The organism is Candidatus Nitrospira neuquenensis (assembly GCF_979578155.1).
In genome coordinates this window covers 20,117-33,055 of the sequence record NZ_CEFZDU010000001.1, presented here as the reverse complement: position 1 = coordinate 33,055, position 12,939 = coordinate 20,117, and the positions used below count along the sequence as shown (strand labels likewise).

Here is a 12,939-nt window from a genome sequence, read left to right as displayed (position 1 = left end):
CGCCGGGTAGCCGTTGCCTGAGACGCCGCGCGCCGCGGCTCACTTGCCCATGGCCAGGTCCGCCACGGCCTTCGTCCACACCCCCTGGGGCCCGAAGAGCAGGGCGGAGGCCTTGTCCCAGCCGCCGAGGTCGGCGACTCGAAAGAGTCCGGGCGGGACGGGGAGGGGCTTGACCGCGGCCCCCTCCGGCTGGGCGACGGGCCGGAAGCCCAGGTCCAGGAACGCCCGCTGCGCGTCCGGCCCGTGCAGGAAGGCGACGAAGGCCTCGGCCACGGCGCGGACGCCGTGCCGGTCCGCGTGGCGGTCCACGACGGCGGCGGGGTTCTCGATCAGCACCGTCTCGGCCGGGACGATCAGCTCGTAGGGGCGGCCCGCCCGGATCCGTGGCAGCAGCTCGTTCTCGTAAGTGACGATCACGTCCCCCACGCCGCGCTCGAAAGTCGTGACCGACTCGCGGCCGCTCTTGTCCATGACCCGCACGTTCTTCTGGATCGCCTTGAGCAGGTCGGCGGCGGCCGCCTCCGGCTGCGACACCTTCCCGTCCCGCGCGCGCGCCAACCCGGCGCCGTAGATGGCCAGGATGTCCCACATGGCCCCGCCCGAGGTCTTGGGGTTGGGATAGAGCACCTCGACGCCCGGCTTGGCCAGGTCTGCCCAGGTCTTGATGCCCTTGGGGTTGCCCTTGCGGACGCCGAAGACCACGAGGGACGTCGTGACCATGCCGCCGTGCGGCTGCTTGCGCCAGTCGTGGGCGATCAGGCCGCTTTTGACGAGCTGGTCGAGGTCGCCTTCCACGGAGAGCACGGCGACGTCCGCCTCGAACCCGCCGAGGACGGCCCGCGCCTGGGCGCCCGACGCTCCGTAGGAGCTGCGGATGCGGACCTCCCGGCCGGTGCGCTGCTTCCAGTGGGCGTGGAAGGCGGGGATGATCCGCTTCTCGAACGCTTCCTTCGGGACGCTGTAGATTGCCAGGACCAGCTCCTGGGGCGCGGCCTGTGCGGGGAGGGGGCCGGCGGCTACGAGGGCGCAGAGGAAAACCGCGCCGAGGGCGGCGAGCGGCGGGGGCCGCCGCGGACCGACCGCGCGCGAGCCCCGCTCAGGCGGTCGGGACATTCCGATCCTCCTGGGACGACGGGCACGGGGCGCTCTGGTTGGCGAAATCGCGGAGGGTGTAGTTGTCCAAGATGTCCGCGATCGCGTTCCTCACGCCGAGCATCACGCCCTGAATCGGGCAGCTCGACTTCGCCGCGTAGGGGCAGTCGCTGCACTTCTGGTAGGCGGTCTTGCTCACACAAGCGATGGGTGCGAGCGGCCCGTCGAGGATCCGAATCACCTGGCCGAGCGTGATCTCCTCCGGCGCCTTGATGAGCGCGTACCCGCCGCTCACGCCGCGGCGGCTCGCCAGCAGCCCCGCGTTCTTGAGCGCAAGGAGAATCTGTTCGAGGAACTCGACGGGAATGTTCTGACGTTCGGCGATCTGGTGACGCTGCAGGAGCGATCGGCCGTACTCGCCGGTCAGCTCAAGGAGGGCCCGGAGAGCATATTCGCTCCTTTTTGAAAATTTCATGGTCGGCTCGATAGTGAACTGACTTAGCTAAGTTTCCAGACAATAGCGGAACGTCTCTCCTACGTCAAGGGTTGCGGCGGGCTCCGGTTCGCGCGCGGCGCTCGCGAAGCCTGCCGCGCCGGCGCAGGAGCGCGCGGCCGAATGCTCGTGCTGTGCAGGCTCCCCGGAGCCCTCGAACGTCTTGACAGTGCAATGGGTTCTTGCTAGGTTGGCGGGACTTCGCCGGCTGATGCTCCCCTTCAGGAGGGACCTCCTGAAGCCGTCGCCCTGGCCCCGACGACGAACCACGTCCAACGGTAAGGACGAGTTGTGACCCACCAGGAGTTGATCCTTTCCCTCCACCGGTTCTGGGCCGATCAGGGGTGTGTCATCCAGCAACCCTACGACTTGGAGATGGGGGCGGGGACCTTCCACCCGGCCACTTTCCTCCGGGCCCTCGGGCCCGAGCCCTGGCGCGCCGCTTATGCCCAGCCCTGCCGCCGCCCCACGGACGGACGCTATGGGGAAAACCCCAACCGGCTCCAGCACTACTACCAATACCAGGTCGTGCTGAAGCCCTCGCCGGACGATATCCAGGACCTCTACCTGGAGAGCCTCGCCCACCTCGGCATCAACCCCCGCCGGCACGACATCCGCTTCGTCCAGGACGACTGGGAGTCGCCGACGCTGGGGGCCTGGGGCCTGGGATGGGAGGTGCGGCTCGACGGGATGGAGATCACCCAGTTCACTTACTTCCAGGAGGTCGGCGGCATCGAGCTGAACCCGGTGACGGTCGAGCTGACCTACGGCACCGAGCGGATCGCCATGTACCTTCAGGACGTGGACAACGTCTACGACCTGGCCTGGAGCGACGACGTCACCTACGGGCAGGTCCACCACCAGGGCGAGGTCCAGTTCTCCGCCTACAACTTCGAGGCGGCGGACGTGCCGATGCTGATGGCCGGTTTCCAGGCCTACGAGGCGGAGGCCGACCGGCTGCTCAGGCGCGAGCCGCCGCTCACGCTCCCGGCCTACGACTGCTGCATCAAGACCTCGCACCTGTTCAACCTGCTCGACGCGCGCGGGGCGATCAGCGTGGCGGAGCGGACCGGCTACATCGCACGGGTCCGGGGCCTCGCGCGACGCTGCGCGGAGCAATACTTGAAGGGCCGCGAGGCCATGGGCCATCCCCTGTCGGCGGCCCCCTCGCGCGCCGGGAAGCGCCGCGGCCCCGCCGCGGCCCGCTGACACCGCCATGGGCAGGACGCCAGCCAAGACCGCCGGGGCGCGCGCCGCCAAGGCCGAAACCGGCGCGCCGTTGCTCCTTGAGATCGGCACGGAGGAGATGCCCTCCCAGGTCGTCCCGACGGCGCTCCGGGCGCTGGCCGAGGCGGCCGAGCGGCTGTTCAAGGAGCAGCGCTTGACCTTCGGCGCCCTCCGCACCTTCGGGACGCCGCGGCGTCTCGTCCTCTCGGTGGACGACCTGGCGACCAGGCAGGCGCCCTCGCTGCGCGAGGTCATGGGGCCCTCGCGCGCCGTGGCCTTCGACGCGGCCGGCGAGCCGACCAAGGCCGCGCGCGGCTTCGCCGCCGGGCAAGGACTGACCGTCGAGCAACTGGAGGTGCGCCAGACGCCGAAGGGTGAGTACCTCTTCGCCGTCAAGCGCGACCCCGGCCGGCAGACCGCCGCCGTCCTCGCCGCCTGCCTGCCCGGCCTGATCCTCGGCCTTGCCTTTCCGAAGGCCATGCGCTGGAACGAGGCGGGCATCCGGTTCGCGCGACCGATCCGCTGGATGCTCGCGCTGCACGGCGCCGCGATCCTGCGCGTCGAGGTCGGCGGGCTCGTCTCGGGCAACCGCACCAGGGGGCACCGCTTCCTCGGGACCGGCCGCCGCGCCGGCGAAGGTCTGGTCGTCCGGCGACCGGAGCAATACCTGGACTTGCTCCGGCGGCAGGGGGTGATCGCGGAACAGGACCGCCGGCGCGAGATGATCGTCGCGCAGGTCGAACGCCTGGCCGCCGCGGCGAAGGGAACCCTGCACCGCGACGAGGACCTCCTAGAGCAGGCGGTTTTCACCGTCGAGTATCCCCACGCGATTCTCGGCGCCTTCGACCCCGCCTACCTGTCGCTGCCCAAGGACATCCTGATGACGGCCATGAAGGAACACCAGGGCTTCTTCTCCCTCACGGGGAAGGACGGCCGGCTGCTGCCCAAGTTCATCGCCGTCACGAACATGAAGCTCGCGGACATGGGCTTGATCCGCAAGGGACACGAGCGGGTCCTGGCCGCCCGGCTCGCGGATGCCCGCTTTTACTTCGACGAGGATCGCAAGGTCGCGCTCGCCGATCGCGTCGAGCGGCTCAAGCACGTCATTTTCCATCAGCGGCTCGGGACGCTGCACCAGAAGACGGAGCGGGTGGTCGCCCTGGCGGCCGGCCTGGCCGCGCGGCTCGGGTTGAACCCGGCGGAGCAGGAGGCGTGCACCCGCGCCGCCTTCCTGGCCAAGGCGGACCTCGCCAGCGGCGTGGTCGGGGAGTTTCCCAGCCTGCAGGGCATCATGGGCCGCGAGTATGCGCGCCACGACGGCGAGCCCGAGGCCGTCTGTCTGGCGATCGGGGAGCAGTACCTGCCCCGTGCGATGGAGGGAGAGCTGCCGACGACCGCGCCCGGCCTCGTCCTCTCGCTGGCCGACCGGCTCGATACCATCGTCGCCTTCTTCCGGGTCGGGCTCGTGCCCTCCGGGTCCGAGGACCCCTTCGCGCTCCGGCGTCACGCTTCGGCGGTGGTGCGGATCCTCGTCGAGCGCGGCTGCCGCCTCGGGCTGGGCGAGGCGATCGGGCGGGCGACCGAGCTGCTGGACGGCCAGGGCATCCGGGCGTCGGGCACGCCCGGGCCGGCCGGCGATCCCCTGGCCTTCATCCTCGACCGGCTGCGCTACTACGGCCGTACGGTCCATGGGCTGCGCGACGACGTTATGGAGGCCGTGCTGCGCCAGCCCGGGCACCCCGTCGAGGTGGACCCGACCGACCTGCTCGCGCGCATGCGCGCGCTCCAGGCGATCACGACGCGCCCGGAGTTCGACCCCCTCATCATCGGGTTCAAGCGGGCGCACCGGCTTGTCGAGAAGGAAACCTGGACCGGCGAGGCCGTCGACCCGGCCCGCTTTCAGCATCCCGCGGAGGAGACATTGCACAGGGCCCTCCGGGACGCCCAAGAATCCCTGCCGACCCTGTTGCGCGAGGGACGTTACCGCGAGGCGCTGGAGCAGCTCGTCCGCATGAAGCCGGCCATCGACGGCTTCTTCACGGGCGTGCTCGTGAACGCGGAGGACGAGGCGCTCCGGAGCAACCGGCTGTCGCTCCTGCGCGCGACGGACCGGCTCTTCCTGGCCTACGCGGACTTTTCCGAGATCGTCGTGCAGGGAGGCTGACACCGCGCGGGACCATGACCGGGACCGGCGGACACCCCATGACCCCGGGGGGCACGGCCGACGAGGAGCGGCGGGCGAGGCAGTTGCGCCGGTACACGGCGGCGGTGACCGTGGCCCTGATCCTCGTCTGCAACGGCGTCCTCATGCTGGCGGTGTGGACAAGCGGGGTGAACCTGGACCGGTTGATCCGGACGCCCGATGAGTTCGATCCGACGAAGGACATCTGCCTGCGACAGAGCTGGCACCGCGTGACCGGACGCGAGGAGCCGATCCAGCTCTGCCAGGAATGGATCAACCTGGCGGATGCCTCGGGCGAGACGCACACGTTCAACCGGAACACGAAGGTGGTGCAGGGGGCGGACGGAAAGCTGTACTTCGACCACGGGACGCTCGTGGACGACCGGCTCTTCCTCCTCGCCGGCCTCTTCGTGCTGGTGGTCGCGGCGGGCGTCGCGCTGGAGCGGCGCCTCATCGCCCGGTACCGGGTGCGGCTGGGCCTCCATCCGGACGGAACACCATTCTCGGGCTGATTCTTACTAGAGAGAGGGCGGGCGTGGCCACGAAGAAATACGTCTACTATTTCGGCGACGGGAAGGCCGAGGGCGGCGGCACCATGAAGGAGCTCCTCGGCGGCAAGGGCGCCGGGCTGGCGGAGATGACGAACCTGGGCATCTCGGTGCCTCCGGGCTTCACGATCTCGACCGAGGCCTGCGTCGAGTATTACCGGAGGGGCAAGGCCTATCCGCCGGGCCTCTGGGATCAGGCGATGGGTTGTCTCAAGCGGGTCGAGAAGTCCATGAAGGCCCGATTCGGCGACCCGAGCAACCCCCTGCTGGTGTCGGTGCGGTCGGGCGCGCGGGCCTCGATGCCGGGCATGATGGACACCGTGCTGAACGTCGGGCTCAACGACCGGACCGTGGAGGGCCTGGCGGCCCGCACGAGCAACGAGCGGTTCGCGCAGGACGCCTACCGCCGGTTCATCACGATGTTCGGCCACGTCGTCATGGGCGTCCACCGCGAGCGCCTCGACGAGATCCTCAAGCGGGTGAAGACGGAGCGCGGCGCGGTATCGGACACGGACCTGGACACGAAGGCGCTCAAGGAGCTGGTCCAGCGGCTCAAGGCAGCCGTGCGCGAGGAGACCGGCACCGACTTCCCCGAGGACCCGCTGGCGCAGCTCCGCATGGGCATCGAGGCGGTCTTCTCCTCCTGGTACGGGCCGCGCGCCGTGACCTACCGGCGCCTGTACAACATCCCGGACAGCTGGGGGACGGCGGTCAACGTCGTGGCGATGGTGTTCGGCAACATGGGCGAGACCAGCGGCACGGGCGTCGCGTTCACGCGCAACCCCGCCACCGGCGAGCGTGCGCTGTTCGGTGAGTGCCTGCTCAACGCGCAGGGCGAGGACGTCGTGGCGGGCATCCGCACGCCGCTACCCGTCCACGCCCTGGCCAAGACCATGCCCCGCGCTTACAAAGACCTGCTGGCGACCTACCGCACGCTGGAGCGGCACTACCGCGACATGCTCGACTTGGAGTTCACGATCCAGGAGGGCCGGCTCTTCATGCTCCAGACGCGGGTCGGCAAGCGCACGGGCATCGCCGCCGTCAAGATCGCCGTGGACATGGTCAAGGAGGGGCTCATCACCAAGCGCGAGGCGGTGATGCGCGTCGCGCCGGAGCAGCTCGCCCAGTACCTCTATCCCATCTTCGATGCGGCGGAGGAGGGGAGGCATCAGGTCATCGGCAAGGGACTCCCGGCCGGACCCGGCGCGGCGGCGGGCAAGATCGCGCTCACCCCGGACCGGGCCGTCGAGATGAAGGAGAAGGGCGCGCGCGTCATCCTGGTCCGCCAGGAGACCAGCCCCGACGACATCCACGGCATGCACGCGGCGCTCGGGTTCCTCACCGCCAAGGGCGGCATGACCTCCCACGCCGCCGTCGTGGCCCGGCAGATGGGCAAGGTCTGCGTGGCCGGCTGCGACGCGGTCGAGGTCGTGCCGGGCGGCACCGTGAAGATCGGCGGGCGGGCCTACAAGGAAGGCGATGCGATCTCGATCAACGGCTTCACCGGCGCGGTCTACGACGGCGACATCCCCGTCGTCGAGTCGGAGGTCATCCAGGTCATCCAGGGCAAGCTCGACGCCAAGCGCTCCGAGCGGTACCGCTACTTCGCCCTGCTGCTCGGCTGGGCGGACGAGTTCCGCCGGCTGAAGGTCCGGGCCAACGCCGACATCCCCGACCAGGCGAAGATCGCGCGGGGGTTCGGCGCGGAGGGCATCGGCCTCTGCCGGACCGAGCACATGTTCTTCGCCGAGGACCGCATCCCGATCATGCAGAAGATGATCCTGGCGCGCACGCGGGAGGATCGGGAACGGTACCTCGCTCGGCTCCTGCCGCTGCAGAAACAGGATTTCCTGGGCCTCTACGCGGAAATGAAGGGCTTCCCGGTGACGATCCGGCTCCTCGACCCGCCGCTCCACGAGTTCCTGCCCAAGCGCGAGGAGCTGATGGTCGAGATCGCCAAGCTGGAGCTGACCGGCGGCGCGGCGGACCTGATCGAGGAGAAGCGCCGGCTGCTGGAACGGGTGGAGGAGCTGCACGAGTTCAACCCCATGCTGGGACTGCGCGGTTGCCGGCTGGGGATCACGATGCCCGAGATCACGCGGATGCAGGCCACGGCGATCATCGAGGCGGCCTGCGAGCTGGCGCGCGAGGGCAAGAAGATCGTCCCCGAGATCATGATCCCGCTCGTCGGCATGGTGTCCGAAATGAAGGCCCAGAAGGACCTCATCAAGGAAGTCGCCGAGGCGACGATGCAGCGCTACCGCGTGAAGTTGAACTACCTGGTCGGCACGATGATCGAGCTGCCGCGGGCCGCCGTCACCGCCCGCCGCATCGCCGAGGAGGCGGAGTTCTTCTCCTTCGGCACAAACGACCTGACCCAGACGACGTTCGGCTTCTCCCGCGACGACGCGGCGAAGTTCGTCGGCTTCTACATGAACCGCCAGGACGCCTGCCCCAAGTGCCTCGGCACCAAGATCGACTGGAAGGCCATGAAGTGCCTGGGCTGCGGCGCGACCCTGACCGAGAAGGCGGCGAACATCCTCGATGCCGACCCCTTCGCCGTGCTGGACCGGGAGGGGGTGGGCGAGATGATGCGGATCGCGATGACCCAGGGGCGGCAGACGCGCCCGGATATCAAGCTCGGCATCTGCGGCGAGCACGGCGGCGATCCCAGCTCGATCGAGTTCTGCCACCAACTCGGCCTGGATTACGTGAGCTGCTCGCCCTACCGGGTCGCCATCGCCCGGCTGGCGGCGGCCCAGGCTGCCATCACCGAGGCCGACACGAAGTCCGTGGCGGCGCGCACCACCCGCAAGGCGCCGCGGCGGACCGCCGGACGCGCCCGGACGGGGCGCGGCGCCCGCGCAGGACGGTGAAGCCGGCGGACCGGGACGCGGCCTTCATGGCGCGGGCCCTGCGCCTGGCCGCGCGGGGCCGCGGCAGGGTATCCCCCAACCCGATGGTCGGGGCGCTGGTCGTCGCCGGCGGCCGGATCGTCGGGCAGGGCTGGCACCGCCGGCCCGGCGAACCCCACGCCGAAGTCCTTGCCCTCCGCGCCGCCGGGCCCCGCGCCCGGGGCGCCACCCTCTACGTCACCCTCGAACCCTGCTGCCATGAAGGCAAGCGCACCCCGCCCTGCGTCCCGACCATCCTCGCTTCCGGCGTCCGCCGGGTCGTCGTCGCCATGCGCGATCCCAACCCCCTCGTCTCCGGCCGCGGCCTCGCGCGACTCCGGCGGGCCGGCCTGGCCGTCTCGCTGGGCTGCCGGCGCGAGGAGGCCGAGCGGCTGAACCTCTGGTACGGGCATCGGATGCGCACCGGCCGGCCCTACGTGATCCTGAAGGCCGCGATGACGCTCGACGGGAAGATCGCGACCGCGTCCGGCGAGTCGCGCTGGATCACCGGTGAGGCGGCGCGGCGGGATGTCCATCGGCTCCGCGCGCGCGTGGACGCGATCCTGGTGGGGGTGAACACGGTCTTGCGCGACGATCCCCGGCTCACGGTCCGCCCCGCCGGGGATCGGGTGGCGGCGACGGACCGGCACCCGCTGCGGGTCGTGCTCGACAGCCGGCTCCGGATACCGCCCGCCGCGCGCGTTCTGGCTCACGGACCGGGTCGCGCCGGGGTCCTCGTGGTGACGACGAGGCATGCGCCGGCCCGTCGGCGCGCGGCGCTTGAGCGGCGGGGCGGCGAGGTGCTGGTCCTGCCGGCCAAGGCCAGACGGGTCCCGCTCCGCGCCTGCCTGGAAGCGCTGGGCCGCCGCGGCGTCACGAGCCTTCTCGTCGAGGGGGGCGGGGAGGTCCACGCCTCCTTCCTCCGCGAGGGGCTGGCCGACGAGGTCCGGCTCTATGTGGCGCCCCGCCTGCTCGGCGGCACGGATGCGGTCGGCCTGCTCGGCGGCCGGTCGCCGCGACGTCTGGCCGACGCCGTGCCCCTGGCAACCTTGCGGGTCGGGAAGGTCGGTCACGACCTCCTCATTGAAGGACGGCCGCTGGCCGGCACCGGATCGTCGAGGTCGCCCCGGCAATGAGTCGGGAACACGCGGCAGCGCGCGACGGCCGCCTTCCACGGCGTCGCGGGGCCGGCTGGGGCCTGGTCCTGATTCTCTGCTGTACGCCGGGGGCGGCGTCGGCGGCCTTGGCCGCCGACCCGTCTCCCGCGCTGACGGAATTGGTGCGGGACTATCTCGATGCGGAGGACGGGGCGCCGGCCGACGCGGCCCTCGCGCGCGTCCTGGCCGAGCCCGGCGCAAGCCTCGAGGCGGTCGAGGCCGCGATCCTGGCCGGCCGACGGTACGGTCCGCAGCCGGTCGGCCTCCTGCCGAGCCGGCAGCTCCGCGTCGACGCCGGGACCTACTCCTTCGGCCTCTACGTCCCGGAGAGCTACGACCCCGCCCGCGCCTACGGCCTCGTCGTCTGCCTGCACGGCGCGGGCTTCACGGGGGACGCCTACCTCGATCGCTGGAAGGCGCGGCTCGGCGACGCGTACATCCTGGCCTGCCCGACCCTCATCCAGGGCACCTGGTGGACGAGGCAGGCGGAGGAGTTGGTGCTCGCCGTGATCCGCGAGGTGGAGGCCCGCTATCGGGTCGACCCGGACCGCGTGCTCCTGACCGGCATGTCGAACGGCGGCATCGGCGCCTGGCTCATCGGCGTGCACCAGGCGCCGCGCTTCGCGGGCCTCGCGCCGATGGCGAGCGGGCTGGACGAGGTCTTGTATCCCTTCCTGGAAAACCTGCGGGACACGCCCGCCTACCTCATCCACGGCGCGAAGGATCAGGTCATGCCGGTCGAGCTGAGCCGGGCGCTCGCCAAGGAGCTGACGCGCCTCGGCTACACCTTCGTCTATCGGGAGCACGAGCGCGAGCACCCGATGGCCGGCGGCCACTTCTTCCCCCGCGAGGAGCTGCCGGGCCTCGTCGAATGGTTCGGCGCGCAGCGGCGGGTGCGGTACCCCCCGCGCGTGACGATGGTCCGCGACGCCACGCACCTGGCCCCCTTCGCCTGGGCGCGGATCGACGCGACGGACCGGATCGCCGCCTTCACCGACATCCTGACCGACACGAAGGACGAGCTGGTCATCCGGCGTCACTACGCCAGGCTGGACGCGGAGGTGGTCGCGCCGAACCGGATCGAGGTCCGCACGCAGCGCGTGCGTCGCTACACCCTGCTGCTCAGCGGGGCCTTCGTGGACTGGTCCAAGCCGCTCACGGTGGTCACGAACGGCCGCACGAGCTTCGAGGGCCGGATCGTGCCCAGCGTGGAGACGATGCTGCGGGAGGCGCGCCGCCAGCGGGAACGGAGCCGCCTGTTCCCCGCACTCCTGACCATCGCCGTGGAACCGGAGCCGTGAGGCGGCCGGGGCGGGTGGCGTGCGCGTCCCTTCGGCCGCTCGCGCTGGCGGTCCTGCTCCTGGGCACCGCCCCGGCCCTCGCCGAGGACTCGCCGGAACCGATCAAGGAACCTGAGGGGCTCGGTGTGCCCCTGAGCCGGATCGACGACACCATCCGGCGCCACGTCGCCGCCACCGTCGGCAATTACACGACCGTCGGGGTCGTGGGTCCGCTCCGGAGCCCCGTCACGCGGGAAGTCTACGAATACCTGCTGGACCATCCCTGGGTGCTCGCGGCGTTCGTCAATCACCTCGGCCTGGGCAGCTACGAGGCGGTGCCCAAGGGGCGCGACCAGTTCTGGGCCAACGACGGCGACGGCACGGAGGGACTGGTCCGCCTGGCCTACCGGGACGGGACGCACCGCCTCTACTACATCGAGGGGGCCCACCACGGCCAGGTGTTCCCGCTCGTGCGGGCGAAGGCCGTCGTCGTGGTGCGGCTCGCCGTTCCGAAAGGGGAGGGGGGCGCGCCCCGCGTGGACACAGACCTCCGCGCCTACACGCGGTTGGACGACCCGGTGCTGGACAAGCTGGTCTGGCTGCTCCGCCCCCTCATCGGCGACACCGTGACGCAGAAGCTGACCCGCAGCTTCGCGGTGCTGAACCAGGTCTGCGGCCGCATCGCCCAGGAGCCCGACCGCGCCCTGGACCTCGCGCCGCCGGCCGCGCTCAAGGACAGCGGCGAGGTGGAGCATCTGAAGGAGCTGATCCGCAGGCTGCCGCGCCAACCCGTCCCCCCCGGGCCGGTCCCGTGAGCGCGTCGCGCCCCTTCGTCCTGCTCTGCGCCGTCGGGGTCCTCTGCTTCGCCAGCTACAACCTCGTGCGGATGCCGGTCCTTCCGCTCTTCGCCCGATCGCTGGGGGCGGCGCCGGAGCAGATCGGCCTGGTCGTCTCGGCCTCGACGATGACCGGCGTCCTGCTCAAGCTGCCGGGCGGCGCCCTCTCGGACCGCTACGGCCGGCGCCGGCTCCTGCGGGTGGGGCTGCTGGCCTTCGCGCTTCCGCCCTTCCTCTATCCCTTCGTGACGGATCTGACGGTCCTGACCGCCCTGCGCGTCGTCCATGGCCTGGCCACGGCGCTCTTCGCGCCGACCGCGCTGGCCGCCGTGGCCGAGCTGTTTCCCGGGCGGCGCGGGGCCGCGCTCGGCTGGTACACGGCCAGCACCCAGGCGGGGGCCCTGCTCGGCCCGCTGCTCGGCGGGTGGCTCGCCTACGGCGCGGGGATGAACGCCGCCTTCGTCGCGGCCGGGGCGGCCGGCTGCGTGGCGCTGGTCCTGCTCACCGGTCTCCCGCTCGAGGCGCCGCCCTCCGGCGCCCGCCCGGCCGGTCTTCGCGACCTGCTCGGGGAGATGCGGGCCGGGCTCCGTGCGCTGGCCGGGCATCGCTGCCTGCTCGTCGCCAGCGCGACGGAGGGAACCAGGATGGTGGCCAGCGGCGCGCTGATGGCCTTCCTGCCGATCTACGGCCTCACCGTCGGCATGAACCCCGGTGAGGTCGGGCTCCTCTTCGGCGCGCAGGGTCTCGTCTCGTTCCTCTCCAAGCCGGCGACGGGGCGGGCCTCGGATCGCCTGGGCCGCCGGCCGCTCATCCTGATCGGCCTGCTGGTCTGCGCCGGCAGCATTGCGCTCATGCCGCATGCGGCGGGACTGGCGTCCCTGCTCGCCCTGGCGGCCTGCTTCGGGTTGGGGGAGGCCGTCGTCACCACCTCGACCGCCGCGCTCGTCGCCGACCTGTCGGACGCCCGATCGCTGGGGGCCGGGATGGGCGTCCGGGGCGCCGTCGTGGACGTCGGCCACGCGGCGGGCCCGCTCCTCGGCGGCTTCCTGATCGCCGGGGTGGGCTACGCCGGGGCCTTCGCGGTCATCGCGGCGGGGCAGGCTGTCGCGGCTCTCCTGTTCTGGGCCCTGGTCCGGCGGTGAGCCGCTCCCGTCGTGGCCGCCGCTCTGCTATAATCCGCCGCGGTTCGGGGAGACGGCGCGCATGCAGACCGCCGATATCGTCGTGGGT

The 12,939-nt window shown here is 71.3% G+C and carries 10 protein-coding genes; 8 read left to right on the top strand and 2 right to left on the bottom strand.

The genetic code is table 11. From position 1 onward, the window contains the following. Positions 1-39: 39 nt before the first annotated feature. Both AC1U7O_RS00160 and AC1U7O_RS00155 read right to left on the bottom strand, forming a co-directional pair. On the bottom strand, positions 40-1,113 hold the full coding sequence (locus tag AC1U7O_RS00160) for a sulfate ABC transporter substrate-binding protein (RefSeq protein WP_479892487.1): 1,074 nt from the start codon (positions 1,111-1,113) through the stop codon (positions 40-42). Continuing rightward, positions 1,097-1,567: an RrF2 family transcriptional regulator gene (locus tag AC1U7O_RS00155; RefSeq protein WP_479892485.1), complete on the bottom strand. Its 471-nt coding sequence runs from the start codon at positions 1,565-1,567 to the stop codon at positions 1,097-1,099. The genes AC1U7O_RS00160 and AC1U7O_RS00155 overlap by 17 nt, the downstream gene beginning before the upstream one ends. A gap of 309 nt (positions 1,568-1,876) precedes the next feature. Between AC1U7O_RS00155 and AC1U7O_RS00150 the strand changes: the two genes are divergently transcribed. Genes AC1U7O_RS00150 through AC1U7O_RS00115 form a run of 8 tightly spaced genes read left to right on the top strand, consistent with a single transcriptional unit; the run spans position 1,877 to position 12,851 of the window. Next, positions 1,877-2,794: a glycine--tRNA ligase subunit alpha gene (locus tag AC1U7O_RS00150; RefSeq protein ID WP_479892484.1), complete on the top strand. Its 918-nt coding sequence runs from the start codon at positions 1,877-1,879 to the stop codon at positions 2,792-2,794. 7 nt (positions 2,795-2,801) lie between these two features. After that, positions 2,802-4,976 (top strand): glycine--tRNA ligase subunit beta, encoded by a 2,175-nt coding sequence (gene glyS / locus AC1U7O_RS00145; protein WP_479892483.1) that lies wholly within the window; start codon positions 2,802-2,804, stop codon positions 4,974-4,976. A gap of 38 nt (positions 4,977-5,014) precedes the next feature. Then, positions 5,015-5,506, top strand: coding sequence for a hypothetical protein (locus tag AC1U7O_RS00140; protein ID WP_479892481.1), 492 nt, complete (start codon positions 5,015-5,017; stop codon positions 5,504-5,506). Between the two features lie 23 nt (positions 5,507-5,529). After that, positions 5,530-8,418: a pyruvate, phosphate dikinase gene (gene ppdK, locus AC1U7O_RS00135; protein WP_479892479.1), complete on the top strand. Its 2,889-nt coding sequence runs from the start codon at positions 5,530-5,532 to the stop codon at positions 8,416-8,418. Beyond that, positions 8,415-9,572 (top strand): bifunctional diaminohydroxyphosphoribosylaminopyrimidine deaminase/5-amino-6-(5-phosphoribosylamino)uracil reductase RibD, encoded by a 1,158-nt coding sequence (ribD, locus tag AC1U7O_RS00130; RefSeq protein WP_479892478.1) that lies wholly within the window; start codon positions 8,415-8,417, stop codon positions 9,570-9,572. Before ppdK ends, ribD begins: the two co-directional genes overlap by 4 nt. After that, complete coding sequence (locus tag AC1U7O_RS00125; protein WP_479892477.1) at positions 9,569-10,894, top strand: carboxylesterase family protein; 1,326 nt, start codon at positions 9,569-9,571, stop codon at positions 10,892-10,894. Before ribD ends, AC1U7O_RS00125 begins: the two co-directional genes overlap by 4 nt. 14 nt (positions 10,895-10,908) lie before the next feature. Beyond that, complete coding sequence (locus AC1U7O_RS00120) at positions 10,909-11,688, top strand: hypothetical protein (RefSeq protein WP_479892476.1); 780 nt, start codon at positions 10,909-10,911, stop codon at positions 11,686-11,688. Next, positions 11,685-12,851: an MFS transporter gene (locus AC1U7O_RS00115; protein ID WP_479892475.1), complete on the top strand. Its 1,167-nt coding sequence runs from the start codon at positions 11,685-11,687 to the stop codon at positions 12,849-12,851. The genes AC1U7O_RS00120 and AC1U7O_RS00115 overlap by 4 nt, the downstream gene beginning before the upstream one ends. The last annotated feature ends 88 nt before the right edge of the window (positions 12,852-12,939 follow it).

What these genes read in the sequence shown, in the direction of transcription:
- AC1U7O_RS00160 (WP_479892487.1), bottom strand. Translation starts at nt 1,113, where the DNA reads ATGTCCCGACCGCCTGAGCGGGGCTCGCGCGCGGTCGGTCCGCGGCGG.
- AC1U7O_RS00155 (WP_479892485.1), bottom strand. Translation starts at nt 1,567, where the DNA reads ATGAAATTTTCAAAAAGGAGCGAATATGCTCTCCGGGCCCTCCTTGAG.
- glyS (WP_479892483.1), top strand. Translation starts at nt 2,802, where the DNA reads ATGGGCAGGACGCCAGCCAAGACCGCCGGGGCGCGCGCCGCCAAGGCC.
- AC1U7O_RS00140 (WP_479892481.1), top strand. Translation starts at nt 5,015, where the DNA reads ATGACCCCGGGGGGCACGGCCGACGAGGAGCGGCGGGCGAGGCAGTTG.
- AC1U7O_RS00125 (WP_479892477.1), top strand. Translation starts at nt 9,569, where the DNA reads ATGAGTCGGGAACACGCGGCAGCGCGCGACGGCCGCCTTCCACGGCGT.